Annotated in this window: 12 protein-coding genes and 1 tRNA gene; 9 read left to right on the forward strand and 4 right to left on the reverse strand. The window is 46.6% G+C overall.

Going from position 1 to position 17522, the window contains the following annotated elements; genetic code table 11:
- Positions 1–89 precede the first annotated feature (89 nt).
- Positions 90–563, forward strand: coding sequence for a helix-turn-helix transcriptional regulator (locus HB364_RS20615; RefSeq protein WP_167290214.1), 474 nt, complete (start codon positions 90–92; stop codon positions 561–563).
- A gap of 178 nt (positions 564–741) precedes the next feature.
- Here the strand turns inward: HB364_RS20615 and HB364_RS20620 are convergent.
- Positions 742–812, reverse strand: a tRNA-Gln gene (locus tag HB364_RS20620).
- Between the two features lie 171 nt (positions 813–983).
- On the opposite strand from HB364_RS20620, the gene HB364_RS20625 reads away from it, so the two are divergent.
- Positions 984–2288, forward strand: coding sequence for an aminotransferase class V-fold PLP-dependent enzyme (locus HB364_RS20625; RefSeq protein ID WP_167290215.1), 1305 nt, complete (start codon positions 984–986; stop codon positions 2286–2288).
- A 7-nt stretch (positions 2289–2295) separates the two neighbouring features.
- Here HB364_RS20625 and HB364_RS20630 read toward each other — a convergent pair whose 3' ends face one another.
- Positions 2296–3159 carry an OmpA family protein gene (locus HB364_RS20630; RefSeq protein WP_167290216.1) on the reverse strand — a complete coding sequence of 288 codons (864 nt, stop codon included), beginning with the start codon at positions 3157–3159 and terminating at the stop codon, positions 2296–2298.
- 116 nt (positions 3160–3275) lie between these two features.
- A complete protein-coding gene (gene tyrS, locus HB364_RS20635) occupies positions 3276–4553 on the reverse strand; it encodes a tyrosine--tRNA ligase (RefSeq protein ID WP_167290217.1) in 1278 nt (425 codons plus the stop codon).
- Positions 4554–4885: 332 nt separating this feature from the next.
- Between tyrS and HB364_RS20640 the strand changes: the two genes are divergently transcribed.
- The 7 genes from HB364_RS20640 (at position 4886) to HB364_RS20670 (ending at position 16461) form a co-directional block, all read left to right on the forward strand.
- On the forward strand, positions 4886–5998 hold the full coding sequence (locus HB364_RS20640; protein ID WP_167290218.1) for a putative type IX sorting system protein PorV2: 1113 nt from the start codon (positions 4886–4888) through the stop codon (positions 5996–5998).
- Between the two features lie 39 nt (positions 5999–6037).
- Entirely contained in the window at positions 6038–11107 is a 5070-nt protein-coding gene (gene porU2, locus HB364_RS20645; RefSeq protein WP_167290219.1) for a putative type IX secretion system sortase PorU2, read from the forward strand.
- A gap of 55 nt (positions 11108–11162) precedes the next feature.
- The gene (locus tag HB364_RS20650; protein ID WP_167290220.1) at positions 11163–13028 is read left to right on the forward strand and encodes a carbamoyltransferase family protein; all 1866 of its coding nucleotides are present in this window, start codon (positions 11163–11165) and stop codon (positions 13026–13028) included.
- Between the two features lie 43 nt (positions 13029–13071).
- Complete coding sequence (locus tag HB364_RS20655; RefSeq protein WP_167290221.1) at positions 13072–13221, forward strand: DUF5989 family protein; 150 nt, start codon at positions 13072–13074, stop codon at positions 13219–13221.
- Between the two features lie 4 nt (positions 13222–13225).
- Complete coding sequence (locus HB364_RS20660; RefSeq protein WP_167290222.1) at positions 13226–13582, forward strand: hypothetical protein; 357 nt, start codon at positions 13226–13228, stop codon at positions 13580–13582.
- A gap of 17 nt (positions 13583–13599) precedes the next feature.
- Complete coding sequence (locus tag HB364_RS20665; protein ID WP_167290223.1) at positions 13600–15153, forward strand: hypothetical protein; 1554 nt, start codon at positions 13600–13602, stop codon at positions 15151–15153.
- A 93-nt stretch (positions 15154–15246) separates the two neighbouring features.
- Positions 15247–16461: a radical SAM protein gene (locus HB364_RS20670; protein ID WP_167290224.1), complete on the forward strand. Its 1215-nt coding sequence runs from the start codon at positions 15247–15249 to the stop codon at positions 16459–16461.
- Between the two features lie 8 nt (positions 16462–16469).
- Here HB364_RS20670 and HB364_RS20675 read toward each other — a convergent pair whose 3' ends face one another.
- Positions 16470–17516: a Gfo/Idh/MocA family protein gene (locus tag HB364_RS20675; protein ID WP_167290225.1), complete on the reverse strand. Its 1047-nt coding sequence runs from the start codon at positions 17514–17516 to the stop codon at positions 16470–16472.
- Positions 17517–17522 lie beyond the last annotated feature (6 nt).

The following is a 17522-nucleotide window of genomic DNA, read 5'->3' on the forward strand; positions in this document are numbered from 1 at the left end:
TACGTATATACCCGGCGGGTTGCCAACCAGTCTGTATATAGTAACAAATCTAACAAAGACGGAATGATAACACCTGAATAATAACTGGTATGAAGTTATCTATAAAAATTACAACAGCGGACCTGGCAAAGTATGAGCAGGTAAAGAACCTGATCCTGGAAGATATTACTGCACACCATACCATTGCCGATCTCTCTGCCAGGTTTGCAGTAAAAGAGTCCAAACTGAAAGCAGGATTTAAGTTGATCTATGGCGAGTCTATTTATAGCTATCTTAAGAACCAACGCCTGACGCGGGCCATCCATTTACTGAGCACCACCGACGACAATATCCGGCAAATAGCCATCCGCTGCGGTTTTGCGCACGCCACGAATTTTATCGCTGCGTTTCATAAAAAGTACAAGGTCAGGCCAAGTCATTACCGGAGAAGCCAGGTGATCAGTAATAAGTTACTGGCAGGTATTTCCAGGCCCTGCTTCACCGACATGCTGCCTATCGTTACGCCTCAGCCTGCTGAAAGTATTATCAGGATGGCATCTGGTCAGGTCATTCGCCAGGCGTGAGTGGGAGAGGGGGAGTTGCCCGGCCTGGATTACCTGCGGTGATCCTCTCCGCATTTGCATTACCCAAAGGCCCCAGGCACGCTGTCGCGTGCCAGGGCTTTTTTGTTTGTTCGCGCCTGCGAGCGAGCTCGCGGCGCTGCCAAACAAAAAAGCCCCGCACTTTCGTGCGAGGCCTTTGTTGCCCGACCAGGATTCGAACCTAGACAAACTGAACCAAAATCAGTTGTACTACCATTATACTATCGGGCAGCCTTGCCAATTTCTCAATTGGGAGTGCAAAAATAGGGTTTCCGGCGATTTACGCCAAATGGTTTTTGAGAAAAAATAGCTATTCTCCTCACATTCTTTCTTTTACCGGTAATCAAAACCAGTCTGCCCAGACAGGAATTATTGTTTAATTTCCCATTAAACCCACTGCACATGAGAAATTCTTCTACCCGTCGCTCCTTTCTCCATAAAGCGGGCTTATTTTCCGCTACTGGTCTGTTAACGGCACTTACCCAGCCGGCCTGGAGCCGTGGCCTTGATCATGCCTTGCAACAGGCCGCCGGCATGCCCCCGGATGCACTGGCCGGTGATGAGGACTTCTGGTATTATATTCAGCAATGTTATACCGCATCACCTTCGCTCATTAACCTCAATAATGGAGGCGTAGCGCCTTCTCCCAAACCGGTACAGGAAGCCATGAAGCGTTTTCACGACCTCAGCAATGAAGCGCCCAGCTATTATATGTGGCGTATACTGGACCAGGGCAGGGAACCGCTGCGCAGGGAGCTGGCCGCCCTGGCAGGCTGTGAAGCAGAAGAGATAGCTATCCACCGCAATGCCTCAGAGGCCCTGGAAACCGTGATCTTCGGATTGCCCCTAAAAGCAGGCGATGAAGTGGTGCTGTGTAAACAGGATTATCCCAATATGATGAATGCCTGGATACAACGGGAGTTGCGGGAAGGCATCAAGCTAATATGGGTGAACCTGGACCTGCCCAGTGAAGACAATGATTACCTGGTAAGCTCCTACACGAAAGTATTTACTGCCAAAACCAAAGTGGTGCACCTTACCCACGTTATTAACTGGAACGGACAGATCATGCCCGTACGGAAGATTGCCGATGCGGCACACCTGCGCGGCATTGAAGTGGTGGTGGATGGGGCGCACAGCTTTGCCCATTTCCCTTATACCCTACCAGCACTGGGGGCTGATTATTTTGGCACCAGTCTGCATAAATGGCTGAGCGCCTGTATTGGAAGCGGCCTTTTATATGTTAAGAAAGACAAGATCAAGAACCTGTACCCGCTGTTTGCGGCGGCCGATCCCAAAAGCGGGGACATCCGTAAGTTTGAGGCAACAGGGACCCGTCCCTTTTTCATTGAACAGGCCATTGGGAAAGCCATCGAGTTTTATGATATGATCGGCGCTGAACGGAAAGCGCAACGGCTGTTCTACCTGAAAAACTACTGGATGAGCCGGGTAAAAGACATTCCTAAAGTACAATTGGGCACCTCCATGAAGCCTGGTTTTGGCTGCGCCATCGGGTTGGTCAATGTGGAGGGGAAGAAACCTGCCGAACTGGAAGCATTCCTGTTGACAAATTATAAAGTACACACCACCACGATAGATTATGAAAATCTTAAAGGAGTGCGGGTAACGCCCAATGTATATACCACTACTAAAAACCTCGATGTATTGATCCGGGGTATTGAACAGTTTGCCAAAGGAGGTTTTTAATAGCGTATTACTTATTGACTATTTTAATTTCCACCCGCCTGTTTTTGGACATTTCCATGGGCGTGCGTTCTGCAGGGAATAATTTACGGCTGCTGCCAAATCCTTGATAGCTCATACGGGCCCGGGAAATACCGGCATTTACCAGGTAGTCGTAAATAGCTTTGGCCCGTTCTACTGACAGGTTATTGGTGCCAAGATCACTGTCAGGGCCATCTCCTCCCGATAAGCAACAGATATGGCCATGGATCTCAATTTGCAGGTTGGGATTGTCCTGCATCGCCTTCAATAACTCCTGCAGAATAGGGTAAGATCCCTGTAAAAGATAATGGCGCCCCGGCACAAAGTTCATATCAGGCAGTACCAGTGTACTTCCTGCTTTGGTGGCGGAATCATTAATGAGCGTGGCGAGGGCAGGTTTTTTAACTTCCAGCGCCTGTTCCTCGACAGGTGGCGGCGCCTGTGCAATAACCTGTTTAACAAAAACAAGCTCTACACGCCGGTTGATGGCCCGGGCTGCATCGGTAGCCGCAGGGTTGAGGGGCATGCGCTTTCCCAATGCTGCTTCCTGGCTGAAAAGGGAAGGAGGGAGGCCCTTGCCACCCAGGTATTCTTTGGCAGCTTTAACCCGCTGTTGCGAGAGGGAGTCATTGTATATATGGGAACCTATGAAGTCACAATGCCCCTTGAGCGTGACCTGTGTGATGGTGGCCGCCCGATTGGCCTGTAAAAAACTATCCAGTGTAATTGCCGACCGTGGCGTGATCAAAGACTGGTTGTAATCAAAATGTATCAGCAGGGTATCAGGGGTCACTTGCGATTGGGCAGCGCCCCGGCAAAGGACCAGGAGTAATAATAAGCACCGGAATTTCATACAGGAAGTTTTATCGTTTACAAATAAGACGCAGGGATCCTGCCAAGGGTTGGGGTAGACAAACAAAAGGGACGACCGGTGGTCATCCCTTTGGTATATTATCCTTGCATGGATAGTTACTTTGCTTTGACGAGGTAATAGTTCTTTTTCCCTTTTTGAACCAGCAGGTACTGACCATGCAGTAACCGGGTGTTGTCTATATTAAGCGCAATGCTATCTACTTTTTTACGGTTGACGCTTACGCCACCACCCTGCACGTTCTTGCGGGCTTCGCCCTTACTGGGGAAAATGCCTGTTTCGGCCAGGAAGGTAACAATATCAACCCCGGCGCTGATCTTATCAGCAGCGTAGTCAAATTTTACCACGCCATCCATCCCTTCCAGGTCTTCCACGCTGAGTGCTTCAGCAGGAGCGTGCTGGTTGGCAAATAACTTTTCCGTGGTTTCAATGGCTTTCCTGTATTCTTCTTCGCCATGCACAAAAACAGTTACGGCGCGGGCAAGGGCCTTTTGTAATTCCCGGGCGCCTGCGTCCTGCTGGTGCTTTGCCAACAGCTCGTCAATAGCAGGCTGGGGGAGGAAGGTGAATATCTTAATCCACTTCTCTGCATCGGAATCGGAAGCGTTCAGCCAGAACTGGTAAAACTGGTAGGGGGTGGTTTTGCCGGGGTCAAGCCATACATTCCCTTTTTCGGTTTTACCAAACTTGCCGCCATCGGCCTTGGTGATGAGCGGGCAGGTAAAGGCAAAAGCTTCGCCGCCGGCTTTACGGCGCACCAGCTCGGTACCGGTAGTGATATTGCCCCATTGGTCACTGCCACCCATCTGGAGTTTGCAGTTTTTGTGGGCATACAGCCAGTAAAAATCATATCCCTGCATGAGCTGGTAGGCAAATTCGGTATAACTGATACCCGTATCGCCTTCAATGCGCTTTTTTACGCTGTCTTTGGCCATCATATAGTTCACCGTAAGGTGCTTGCCTACATCCCGCAGGAAATGGATAAAAGAAATATTCTTAAACCAGTCGTAGTTATTCACCATTTCAGCCGCATTCGGCCTGGCAGGATCGAAGTCCAGGAACCTGGCCAGTTGATTCCGGATACCTTCCACATTTACCTGTAACTGCTCTTCACTCAATAGGTTACGTTCTTCGCTTTTCATGGAGGGATCGCCAATCATACCCGTAGCGCCCCCCAGCAGGGCAATGGGTTTATGTCCGGCTTTTTGCAGGTGCACCAGCAATAAAATAGGTACCAGGCTGCCGATATGCAGGCTGTCGGCCGTGGGGTCGAAACCGATATAGGCGGTGGTCATCTCTTTCTTCAGTTGCTCTTCGGTACCGGGCATTATATCCTGGAGCATGCCTCTCCATCGTAATTCTTCTATCAGGTTCATAATATGTATATCTTTGACGTTGAACAGCTAATGGTATTTCCTTATTAACAAAAAACAGCAGCAAACTTTTTTGGCTTCTATCGCGTATGTTATAAGGGTTTATGTCCTCATTTACAGGTAAATCAATGAATTGTGCAAATGTAAGGATTACGGCAGGTTTACCCGGACAGAAGCAATATTTTCGTTATAAAATCGTTAGCCAAACCAGGGTTTCAGGGCAGCCGTAAATGGCTTATTTTTCAGTAGATCAGCCTGCTACCTGGGTTACGTACAGCCAATGTCTTAATGAAATAACTTTGTCAATGAAATTGCTTATTCCGAAAATTGGTATAATGAAGAGCCTTTTATGTGTTGTCGTAACCCTTGTGATGCTGTTATCACAGTCAAGTGTTTATGCTCAATTCCGAAAATACTCCAATGAATTCCTCAATATAGGTGCCGGTGCACGGGGCCTGGCCATGGGCAGTGCGCAGGTAGCCAGCGTACGTGATGGAACCGCCGGATATTGGAACCCGGCCGGCCTGGTCAATGTAAAAGACCAGCCCCAGTTGAACCTGATGCATGCTGAATATTTTGCCGGTATTGGCAAATACGATTACGGCAGCCTGGCCATCCCCCTGAAAGACAATAAACGGGTACTTGCCTTGTCATTGCTCCGTTTTGCGGTAGATGATATTCCCAATACCATCTTCCTCGTAGAAGCAGATGGCACCATCAACTATAATAACATTACCAGTTTTTCTTCTGCCGATTATGCATTCCTCTTATCCTTTGCCCAGCCTGTAAAGCTCCGCGATCCGCAGAAGAGCTTAAGCATTGGCGCCAATGCCAAAGTGATTCACCGCAAAGCGGGTGATTTTGCTACCGGCTGGGGATTTGGTTTTGACCTGGGCGTTCAATACAAAAGCAAACGGCTGCAACTGGGAGCTGTGGTGAGGGACGTTACTACTACTTTCAATGCCTGGACATTCAATCTGAATGAGCGGGAGCGGGAAGTGTTCTTCATGACCAAAAATGAAATACCTGTTAAATCTACTGAAATGACTGCTCCCAGGCTGATACTGGGGGGCGCTTATAATTTTAAGATTAACCGCAACCTGGGCCTGCTGCTGGAGGCGAACGCTGATCTCACTTTTGATGGAAAGCGGAATACGGTGTGGGGATCCGATGTGGTGAGCGTGGACCCGAAGATCGGGCTGGAACTGGCCTGGAAAGACGTTTTCTTTGTACGCGGCGGCGTCAACAACTTTCAGCAGGGCCTGGATGACGATGATATCACCAACCAAAAAAAAGTATGGATTTATCAGCCAAGTGTAGGCGCTGGTTTTAAAATATCCGATGTACAGATTGATTATGCCTTTACGAACCTGGCCAATCAATCCAATCCGTTATATACCCATGTTTTTTCACTAAAACTGGACCTGAGGAAAAAACAGAAAAAGTAGTTTTCCTGAACCCTATCGAGAACCTTGAAACATCATACTATGAAGAGAATTTTTACACTGTTGTTAATGCTGGCGGCTTTGTCAGGTGCAGGCCAGTCATTTAACAATGAATGGATAAAGTTCAATCAGACTTATTATAAGTTCAAAGTAGCTAATTATGAAGGCTTACTGCGTATTTCCAAAGCAACCCTGGATGCTGCCGGTATTGGCGATGCGCAGGTGCAGTTTTTTGAACTGTGGCGCAATGGCGTAAAAGTGCCCTTCTATCCTTCTGTAGCCAGTGGCACGCTTCCTTCCAACGGATACCTCGAATTCTGGGCCCAGCAGAATGATGGCAAGCCAGACCGGGCCTTATACCGCGATCCCAGTTACCAGCATGCAGACAAGTATAGTTTATTTACAGATACCGCGGTCTATTTCCTCAGTGTGAATACCGATCAGTCGGGTTCCCGGTATGTGGACGTGACGAATAATACAGGAGGCCCTGTACCGCCTGTGGAGCCCTACTTCATGCACACGGCCGGCAAATACTTTAATGATAAGATCAACCTGGGATTTGCCGTTGACCTAAAAGAATACCTCTATTCTTCCTCTTATGACAAGGGAGAGTACTGGTCTTCGGGCAGTATTACGCCTGCCGTATCCAATAGTACCTCTCTCAATAATCTTTATGTATATGGCAGTGGTCCCGACGCCACCCTGAAATTCGGCGTATCGGGCAATGCGTTGAATGCACGCACCGTGAAAGTCAATGTTGGCGGTACGTTGGTGAAAGATGTGGTCATGGATTATTTTAACGACCTGCATACCACGGCTACAGTCCCATTAACTAATATCAGTAGTGGTACAGCCACTGTACAGTTTACAAATGGATCTGCTATTGCGACCGACCGTTTTGTGGCATCGTACTATGAACTTACCTATCCGCGGGAGTTTAAGTTTGGCAATGCGACCAATTTTAAATTTACGCTTCCTGCAAAAGCTGCCGGCTATTTCCTGGCCATCAAGGATTTCAACTACGGAAGCCTGCCGCCTGTATTGTATGATATGGCCCTGGGCGAACGCTATGTAGGGGATATTACCACTACGCCGGGATCTATACTCTTTGCACTCCCCGGCTCAGCCGCTGCCAGGAACCTGGTATTGGTAAATGCAGGAGCCGCCAATGTGGGCGCTGTTAATGCGCTCACCTCAAAAACCTTTGTTAACTATTCACTGGCGGCAAACCAGGGCAATTATTTGATCATTTCCCACCCCCTGCTTTACACAGGATCATCCGGTAATAATCCTGTAAATGACTATAAAGCCTATCGTGAATCATCCGACGGCGGGTCAAATAAGGTGTTGATCGCAAACATAGATGAACTGGTGGACCAGTTTGCTTTCGGTATCAAAAAACACCCGCTTTCTGTAAGGAACTTTATACGTTATGCAAGGGCCACCTTTGCCGACCAGCTCAAGGATGTGCTGCTCATCGGGCGGGGTATGGTCTATACTGAATACTGGGGGCGGCAGTCGGATCCCCTGGCAGACAGGCTGAATATTATACCCACTTTTGGTCATCCTGCTTCGGATAACCTGCTCAGTGCCGCCACCTTAACCAGTACGGTTTCGCTTACGCCTATCGGGCGATTGTCGGTAGTGAATGGCAGAGAAATTGAAGATTACCTCGAAAAGGTTAAAGAATATGAGAGTGTGCAGCGTAATGCACCCAATACACTGGCCGGCCGTGGCTGGATGAAAAATGTAGTACAGGTTACAGGATCCAGTGACTCCTACCTGGGAACAGTTTTGTGTAACTACATGGGTGTATATAAACAAATTATTGAGGATACCTTATTTGGCGGCAAAGCATCTACTTTTTGTAAAATACTGGCCGGTACATCAGATCAGTCTATGACAGATCAAATTAACCGGCTGTTTGGAGAAGGTATATGTTTTCTCAATTATTTTGGCCACTCTTCTGCTACTAACCTTGAGTTTAACCTTGATAATCCCCAGAACTATAATAACCAGGGCAAATACCCGGTGTTCTTTGTAAATGGTTGTAACGCAGGTAACTTCTTTACCTGGTACCCCCAGCGGCTGTCGGCGAATGAAACTTTATCAGAGAAATTCGTACTGGCCAAACAACGGGGAAGTATTGCATTTGTGGCGAGTACTCACTTTGGTATTGTGAACTACCTGAATCTTTACCTGACCAACCTGTATAATACTATCGGGCGGACAGACTATAATAAAACACTTGGTGAAACCTCGCGGGATGCCTTTCAGCTCATGATCAATGCTACCGGCCCCAGTGATTTCTACACGCGGTTACATGCAGAGCAAATTACCTTAAATGGAGATCCGGCTTTGCGTATCAATGCCCAGGGAAGGCCTGATTATGCCATAGAAGAATCTATGGTCATGGTTAATCCTTCTTTTATTTCTATTGCCGAAACGCACTTTGAGTTAAAAGCCAGCTTCATAAACCTTGGCCGGGCAGTCAGCGATTCTATCGTTGTGCAGGTAAAACAACAATATCCCAATGGCAGTACTGCTATTTTGTACCGAGAAAAAATAGCGGGTATACGGTATATGGATTCTGTCAACCTCATGGTACCCATTGTTGCTACCCGTGATAAGGGATCCCATATCTTCACTATATCAGTAGATGATGCCGGGGAAGTGGATGAAGTGACAGAGAATAATAACACTGTTACCAAGCTGGTAAATATTTACCAGGATGAAGCAAGACCTACTTATCCCTATAATTATGCCATTATAAAAGACCCCACACAGAAATTGATCGCTTCAACGGCTAATCCGTTTAGTGCGTTGAAAGAGTACATTATGGAGGTAGACACTTCTGAGAAATTTAATTCTTTTGATAAAAGGTCCCGGACCGTTTCTGCCACAGGAGGAATTGTTGAATTTGATCCGCAACTAAGCTACAAGGATAGTACTGTATATTACTGGCGTGTTTCGCCTGTTCCTCCTGCTAATGGAAGCTATCAGTGGTCCAATCACTCCTTCATGTACCTTAATAACCGGGAAGGATACAACCAGTCGCACTTCTTCCAGCAGGGAAAATCAACGGCCGAACGTATGTACCTGGATACAACATCCAGGCAATGGAAATATGGAAAAAGAAAGAACCAGCTTTTTGTGAAGAACTGTATTTATCAGACAGGTTGTAGTGTGGAAAGGGAATTTACAGTAGCTGTAAATGACAATGATTATATCCGGAGCGCCTGCATTGGTAAATCACTTGTATTTAATGTATTTGACAGTGTCACCTTTAAGCCCTGGGTCAATTCGGATGCCAATGGAAACGGCCTGAAACGGTATGGAAGCGCTGATAACGCTTGTGGAAGCACCAGGAAGTGGAATTTTGAGTTCTCGTATCTGACGCCAGCCAGTCGTAAGCTGATGATGGATTTTATGGATAGCATCCCTGTTGGCAATTTTGTAGTGGTACGCACCTTTGACTACAATAATCCCAATTCTTTGACCCCCACCTGGCAGAATGATACTTTGTTGTATGGCTCCGATAATTCCCTCTATCATAAATTATCGCAGGCAGGATTTGTGGACATAGATTCTATCAATGAGCTCAGGGCCTGGATATTCATTTACCAGAAAGGCCATGCACAGGATTTTATACCGAAGTCGGCCTTTACTGACACTTTCACCACCAAAACAACCCTGACAGCCAATTGTTATACGATCGATACAGTGGGATATATTTCTTCTCCTGTATTAGGACCTGCCAAAGAATGGAAGGAACTGCATTGGCATGGCACTTCCCAGGAGACCCCTTCTACCGACCATGCAAGCGTAAGTGTGATAGGTATCAACTCAAACTTTGTTGAAACACCGCTCATGACGGTTGATAAAAGTGTAACCCAGGTTGATCTGTCGTCTGTGATTGCAAAAGATTATCCTTATATGAGGCTGAAAATGCGTAATGCCGACTCTGTGAGCCAAACGCCCTATCAGCTCGATTACTGGCGTGTTTACTATACGCCTATGCCGGAGGGCTCCCTGGCGGCCAACGTGTTCCTACAGACAAAAGACACCGTCGAAGCCGGTGAACCTTACAAATTCGCCATTGCCTTTAAAAATATCAGTAAGGCCGACTTTGACAGTATGAACATTAAAGCCATCGTTACTGATAATAGCAATATACCGCATACGATTACGATACCTAAAAAGAAGGCCATCGTTTCGGGTGATACGCTCACCGTTTCCCTCGACCTGGATTCAACAGACAAATTTATCGGGAATAATACCTTGTATATTGATGTTAATCCCGATAATGACCAGTTGGAGCAGTATCATTTCAATAATTTCCTTTACCGTAACTTCTATGTGAAGCCGGATAAAACCAATCCGTTCCTGGATGTTACGTTTGATGGGGTGCATATCCTTAACCGGGATATTGTTTCTGCCAAGCCCCATATACAGATCAGGTTGAAGGATGAAGCAAAGCATCTGTTACTCAATGATACCAGCCTGAGCTCAGTGCAGGTGAAATACCCGGATAATACTACCCGTACTTACCATTTTGACAATGATACACTACGGTTTACGCCGGCAACCAGCGGCACGGATAATTCGGCCCTCATTGACTTTACGCCGGCCTTTACCAGCCAAACCAATCCTGAAGGAGATGAGTATGAGCTCATTATTAAGGGTAGCGACAGAAGTGGTAACAGAGCCGGTAGCACGGAATACAGGATATCTTTCAGGGTTATCAACAAGCCGATGATATCCAACCTGCTGAATTATCCAAATCCGTTCAGCACTTCTACTGCCTTTGTATTTACTATCACAGGCAGTGAAATGCCGCAGAATATAAAGATCCAGGTATTGACGGTAACCGGTAAAATAGTACGGGAAATAACCATTAATGAACTGGGCCCCTTGCGGATTGGCAGGAATATCACTGAGTTCAAATGGGATGGTACAGACCAGTATGGCCAGAAGCTGGCCAATGGCGTTTACCTTTACCGGGTAGTTACCAGCCTGAATGGAAGAACCATGGAGAAATACAAGGCCAGGAATGACGATACGGATAAGTTTTTCACCAATGGCTATGGAAAAATGTATTTGATGAGATAATGACAACAGGTTACAATATATTTGAAGCTGCCTGAAAAGGCAGCTTTTTTTAATTATGACAATTTTAGGTATATCCGCATTTTATCACGATGCTGCTGCTGCTATTATCCAGGATGGTGAAGTAATAGCTGCAGCTCAGGAAGAGCGTTTTACCCGCAGGAAGCATGATCCTTCTTTTCCGGTACAGGCCATACGGTTTTGCCTTGCGTATACCGGATGTTCGATCAATGATCTTGATGCCATTGTATTCTATGATAAGCCTTTATTAAAATTTGAACGCCTGCTGGAAACCTACTATGCCCATGCACCCAGGGGGGTAAGGTCCTTTATACTGTCAATGCCTGTCTGGCTTAAGGAAAAACTATTCCTGAAAAAACTGATCTGGGAGGCATTGGATACTGTTGAAAAGGTGAACAGGAAGAAAGTAAAATTACTTTTTCCTGAACATCATCTTTCACATGCTGCCAGTGCTTTTTACCCCTCTCCCTATGAGCGCGCGGCCATACTCACTATTGATGGGGTGGGGGAATGGGCCACAGCATCCATCTGCCTGGGTGAAGGGAACAGGATCACTGTATTAAAGGAACTTCATTTTCCCCATTCCCTCGGGTTGTTCTATTCTGCATTCACTTACTATTGCGGCTTTAAGGTAAACTCCGGTGAATACAAACTGATGGGGTTGGCGCCGTATGGTGATCCCGGCAGCGAACGGGTAAAGCGGTTTAAAGAGACCATAAAAGAAAAACTGATTGACATCAAAGAGGATGGTTCCGTTTTCATGAACCAGTCCTATTATAACTATCCGGTTGGGCTGGCAATGGCAAAGGATGCCAAATGGGAAGTCTTGTTTGGTTTTCCCAGGCGTGTAGCAGAAGCGCCTGTTGAGCAACATCATTGCGACCTTGCCCTGGCGGCTCAGCAGGTGCTGGAAGAAGCGGTGTTCAATATGGCAAGGGAAGCAAAAAGAATAACCAATGCCGATTACCTGTGTATGGCAGGAGGTGTTGCCCTGAATTGCGTGGCCAATGGCAAACTGGATACAGCCCAACTGTTCAAGCAACTATATATACAACCGGCTGCCGGAGATGCAGGAGGGGCGCTGGGCGCTGCTTATGCTGCTTATCACATATATTATAACAAAGCAAGGGAAAAGCACAACGCGTGCAGTGATGGCCTGAAAGGTGCTTTGCTGGGGACTGCTTACAGTGATACACAGATACTGTCTGTGCTCAGAAAATACAATGCTTCTTTCGACTTCTTTGACGATGAGAATGCCATGCTGGAGAAGGCGGCTGCGCTGATCGCCGCCGGCAATATAACAGGCTGGCATCAGGGCCGTATGGAGTTTGGCCCCAGGGCGCTGGGCGCCAGAAGCATTCTGGCCGATGTACGTGACCCTGAGATGCAAAAGAAACTGAACCTCAAAATAAAATACCGGGAAGGCTTCAGGCCCTTTGCACCTATTGTATTGGCGGAAGAGGTGAGTAACTATTTTGAGCATGCAGGTATATCGCCTTATATGTTATTGGTGAAACCGGTAAAAAGGGACCGGCAGGTACCTTATCCTGCGGAATACAACGGTACAAGCATGCTGGAGAAGTTGTATTTTCGGCGAAGCGACATGCCGGCTATAACGCATATTGACTACTCTGCACGCATTCAAACGGTACATAAAGAAACCAACTTCCGGTTGTGGAAATTACTGCACTATATGAAAGAGCAAACAGGCTATGCGGTAATGGTAAATACCAGTTTTAATGTACGCGGAGAGCCTATTGTTAATACGCCGGACGACGCCTATAAGTGCTTTATGCGCACAAGCATGGATTACCTGGTGATCGGTAATTTTATATTGCGTAAGCAGGACCAACCGGCCTGGACCGAAAATGCTGATTGGAAAAATGAAATTAAGCCGGATTAACAGCCGGCAACCCATCTTTTATAAACGACAATTAGGGAATATCATGGATTTCTTAAAAGATCTCTGGGCCTTCTTAAAAGTAAGAAAAAAATGGTGGCTCGCACCCATTATTATCATCCTGCTATTGGTCGGCATCCTGCTGGTGCTGGGCGGTGGATCGGCCATGGCCCCTTTTATTTACACCTTATTCTGATCACATGACAAAGAAAAACAGCACGGCAACTATATTGGTACTGGTGATAGCCTGTATTGTATTATTTTGGCTGACGGGAAAGAAGTACTTCTTACCAGTGGCCCTTCTTCTTGGCTTTTCAGGCATACTTTCCCCTTATATCGCCGATAAAATACACTGGTTGTGGATGAAGCTGGGTGAAGGGCTTGGGTATATTACAGGACGCATAATAATAACATTGATATTTTTTCTCCTCTTGTACCCGCTGTCATTGCTGTCGAAGCTCTTTAGAAAAAATAATCAATTAAAACCAGGCGCTGAAAGTTATTTTGAAGTCCGGAATTTTGTGTATACCAGGGAAAGCATGGAAAACACCTGGTGATCCATGGCTTCATCAGCATGTTGAAACTTATTCAAAAAATACGCAGCAATAATTACATGGTAAAAAAGGCATTGGCTTGGTTTGCAAAATCCTCCTGGTGGTTGCAATGGTTAATAATAAGCATGCTGGCGCTGGTACTCTTTGCTCCGATCATTGGCAATTCATTTGTGAGTGACGACTTTTCCGTGCTTAAGAAGGTTTGTATAGACCGGCAGTTGAACATCAATGGTTTCTTCCGTCCCTTGTCGGACATTACCTTATTCATCAACTACCTGGTGGGTGGTTTCAATCCCGCCGGCTACTATTTAACGAATATTCTCCTGCATGCATTGGATGTACTTCTCCTGTTCCATTTTTGCCGGCGCTGGCAGTGGACCCCGGATACCCATAAGCAGTTGCTGTTTGCCGGTATAGCCGCTTTGCTTTTTCTTACCTATCCCTTTCATAGCGAACCCGTGGTATGGATCCTGGGAAGGGCCTGTTTACTGGCGAACACCTTTGGCATGCTGGCGCTGGTGATCATGGTGAGTACCTGGAAAGAACCCTATAAAATAGCCGGTGTTGCCGCCTGCTACTTTGTGGGCATGACAGGGTATGAGTCGGTAATGATATTGCCGGCAATGGTCTTCGTGTGGTTACTCGCCGGCAAGGCTGCTTTACGCCGGCACATAATATGGATGCTGACCCTGGGGCTTACCTTATCAGCGCATTTTATCATCCGGGTAAAAGCTTCCGGTGGCGTTACGGGCGAATATGGCGCCTCGCTGCTGAGTACGGACCCGCTGAAGGTATTAACGGGCGTGGTCAAAACGAGCGGCCGCTTTTTCCTGCCTCCCATGGAGCAAGGCAAGCTCATGACCCTACTTTTCATAATAGTGGCTGGCGCCCTCCTTTTTTTATTGTTCAAATTATGGAAACGCATACGGGCCGACAGGCAGGCCGTGTACTTTTTGTTAAGCCAGCTTGCCTTCTTTCTCCTGGCCTCGCTGATCCCTTTTCTCATTAGCGTCAGTACACATACGTCAGAAAATGACAGGTTCCTGCATCTCCCTTCCTTCTTTTTATGTGCCATCATGGCCTTTGTTATCGTCACCTTCTTCTACCAAAAAAATGCTTTGCTATGGGTGGTGGCCGGACTAACGCTGTACCAGGTCATTTGCCTGCAGCTTACCTTAATGAACTGGCGTAAAGCCTCTGCAGCCGTAGTCAGTATCCTGGACCGCCTGAAGAATCGTGAACAGGGCCGGAACATCTATATTATTAACCTGCCCGAGGAAACGGAGGGGGCCTATATTTTCAGGGTAGGCTTCAGGGAAGCGTTAATACTACGCAATATTGACACTGCCGGTGTAATAGTAATAAACCGGGCCAAAAGGGATACCCTGGTACAATGGCCTGGCATTCTGCAGCCCGGAAAAGTGAAACAGGGCATTTTTATCCCGCCATCCACCTATATTCAGCAACAGGCAGATGGCGGAACAACAATAGGCGAGATGAACAGGCCGGGTATTCCCGTTCCCCCAAACAGTGTCATCATCTATTGGAATAAACAGGAATGGATAGCGTTATAAATCGTGCCCTGCAGAAATATTAATTAAATTTGGATGCTTACGGTATCCGATATTTGTCCAGGCAGGCTTTTGAACACCATCTGAAAGAAGAGTATGTACAACCTATCAAGCTATATTTCAAGGGGAAAAACGTTTCTGAACAACCAGTTATTTCCTGGTAACAAGAAACTGTCTACCCTGATGATATATGCCACGGACTTATGTGATTCTGCCTGCAAGCATTGTCTCATCTGGGCAAAACGTCCCGTTCATTACCTCTCCTTTGAAAAGATAAAGGAGATCATGCAAGCTAAGTGTATCACCAAACATACGGCTGTTGGATTGGAAGGAGGAGAATTTATGTTGCACCCGGATGCCGAAAAGATCATGGAATGGTTTTACCACAATCATCCTCACTATGATCTCCTGTCCAACTGCCTGAAGCCTGGTAAACTCATTGAAGCCGTCAAAAAATACCCTCCCCAACGTCTGCTCATCTCACTGGACGGTACAGCAGATACCTACCTCTACATGCGCGGAAAACCGGGCTACCACAGTGTGCTGGAAGTGATTGAAGCCCTGCACAAAGTATTGCCCATGTCTGTCATGTTCACCTTATCGCCTTACAATGATTTTGACGATATGCAGCATGTGGCGGAAATATGCAGGAAATATGGCATAGATATGCGCGTGGGGATATACAATGACATTGCTTTCTTCGATACCATTGATAAAGCCCATGAAACTGAAATAGGAAGCAGGAAGGGAGAGGAGCCCCTGCGTTTTTCCGAGGTAAATGAATGGAAACAATCAGACGCTTTCGGCCAGGCAAAAGCCCACAAAAAAGAAGAAATAGCAGGAGATATATCAGTTGCCAAACATAACTATATGGCAGGGGGGAACTTCACAGATAAGATCCCTGCCATCATCAAGGAGTTCAGTGAAAACTATGACTTTCTTGTATTATACAATGAATGGAGACAGGGAAACCTGAAAATGCGCTGTTACAGCATCCTGGATAGCCTGGTCATATTGCCCGATGGCGGGGTGCCCATCTGCCAAAACCTTGATCTCAAGCTGGGGAATGTTTTTGAGAAGAGCCTTGACGAGATATTTAATGGAGCAGCTACCCAGGAATTACATAAAGAGTATGTACACAATTGCAATCAATGCTGGCTGAATTTTCACCGTAAATACGATGTAATCCTGTACCGTACCTTCGAGAAATACTTTGGAAAGTTCCTGACCTCCAAAATGTTTGGCTACTATCAATGGGAGTCCGACGCCCGCACTACCTATGCCGGCTACTTTAAAAAAGCCGGACAATAAGTTATCTTCTAAGAACGCATGCCTGCCGCATTCATTTTTTCCAGTAATTCATAAGTATCCACCAGGCTTTGCAGGTTGTGTTGCTTGTCCTGTATACCTTGTTCTGTCATACTTACAAAGTGTTCAATCTCGCCCAGGAAGCCCTGCAGGGCAAGGCTATTATGAGCGGCCGTTAATGAAAAGCCGTTATTGTCGAGGTATACCTTTTGGTGCACAGGCGATTTAAAGATCTTTTCCAGCGGGAGGCTTAAAAAGCGGGCAGGTTTTTCAATGCCGGTAAGCCTGAACGGGTAACTGGCATGCAGCACATCGCCGGTAGTATTTATTTGCAGCTCATCAATAGCCGATTGCCAGGAATGATCGGTAGACAAATGAAGCATACCAGTGATCCCGCAATGATGCGTAACATGCACAAAGAAAGTGGCATTATCTTTCCCGGAACTATGTATTGTTGATTGGGCTATTGGGCCAAAAAGATGAATAAGGTTATCAACAGGATGAATGAACAATTCAACAGGTGGGTTCCCTTCCGGGTAAGGTCCTGTAAGGTACCGGTAACTGTAATTCTTTGTTTTGGCCCGGTATGGCTGCAGCAGGTTATTAATAGCCGAAAAGCGTTTCTGCAATCCTGGCTGGCAATTGGCAGTTCCCTGGTACCCGATCAGCGTGGTAAGTTCCTGTAATGAAAAACAGGGCGGCTTTTCAACAAATACCTGTTTTCCGGCCTGCAATAGCCGGCTTACGATCCCATAGTGCTGCGTGGGCGAGGCGCTTACAAATACGCCTTTAATGGAGCTGTCCTGCAAAATATCGCCGATGTTATCCGTACCTACACAACCGGTAAAATGGCCCGCCATCTTTTGGGCATTCTGTATATGCAGGGTGCAGATCTTGCTGAGTGGAATACCCAGGTACTGGATAACCGGGTACAGGTTGCTGATGCTGTGCTGTCCCACCCCAATGAATGCATATTGGTGCTTATAATTCGAATGCTTATCAAGGAACTTCTTTTTCCTGGCCGTTTTATATCGCTCAATAAGGCGTTGGGTATACATCATTGG

This window comes from Paraflavitalea devenefica, from assembly GCF_011759375.1.
GTDB classification, from domain to species: domain Bacteria; phylum Bacteroidota; class Bacteroidia; order Chitinophagales; family Chitinophagaceae; genus Paraflavitalea; species Paraflavitalea devenefica.

What these genes read in the sequence shown, in the direction of transcription:
- HB364_RS20615 (WP_167290214.1), top strand. Translation starts at nt 90, where the DNA reads ATGAAGTTATCTATAAAAATTACAACAGCGGACCTGGCAAAGTATGAG.
- HB364_RS20625 (WP_167290215.1), top strand. Translation starts at nt 984, where the DNA reads ATGAGAAATTCTTCTACCCGTCGCTCCTTTCTCCATAAAGCGGGCTTA.
- HB364_RS20630 (WP_167290216.1), bottom strand. Translation starts at nt 3,159, where the DNA reads ATGAAATTCCGGTGCTTATTATTACTCCTGGTCCTTTGCCGGGGCGCT.
- tyrS (WP_167290217.1), bottom strand. Translation starts at nt 4,553, where the DNA reads ATGAACCTGATAGAAGAATTACGATGGAGAGGCATGCTCCAGGATATA.
- HB364_RS20640 (WP_167290218.1), top strand. Translation starts at nt 4,886, where the DNA reads ATGAAGAGCCTTTTATGTGTTGTCGTAACCCTTGTGATGCTGTTATCA.
- porU2 (WP_167290219.1), top strand. Translation starts at nt 6,038, where the DNA reads ATGAAGAGAATTTTTACACTGTTGTTAATGCTGGCGGCTTTGTCAGGT.
- HB364_RS20650 (WP_167290220.1), top strand. Translation starts at nt 11,163, where the DNA reads ATGACAATTTTAGGTATATCCGCATTTTATCACGATGCTGCTGCTGCT.
- HB364_RS20655 (WP_167290221.1), top strand. Translation starts at nt 13,072, where the DNA reads ATGGATTTCTTAAAAGATCTCTGGGCCTTCTTAAAAGTAAGAAAAAAA.
- HB364_RS20660 (WP_167290222.1), top strand. Translation starts at nt 13,226, where the DNA reads ATGACAAAGAAAAACAGCACGGCAACTATATTGGTACTGGTGATAGCC.
- HB364_RS20665 (WP_167290223.1), top strand. Translation starts at nt 13,600, where the DNA reads ATGTTGAAACTTATTCAAAAAATACGCAGCAATAATTACATGGTAAAA.
- HB364_RS20670 (WP_167290224.1), top strand. Translation starts at nt 15,247, where the DNA reads ATGTACAACCTATCAAGCTATATTTCAAGGGGAAAAACGTTTCTGAAC.
- HB364_RS20675 (WP_167290225.1), bottom strand. Translation starts at nt 17,516, where the DNA reads ATGTATACCCAACGCCTTATTGAGCGATATAAAACGGCCAGGAAAAAG.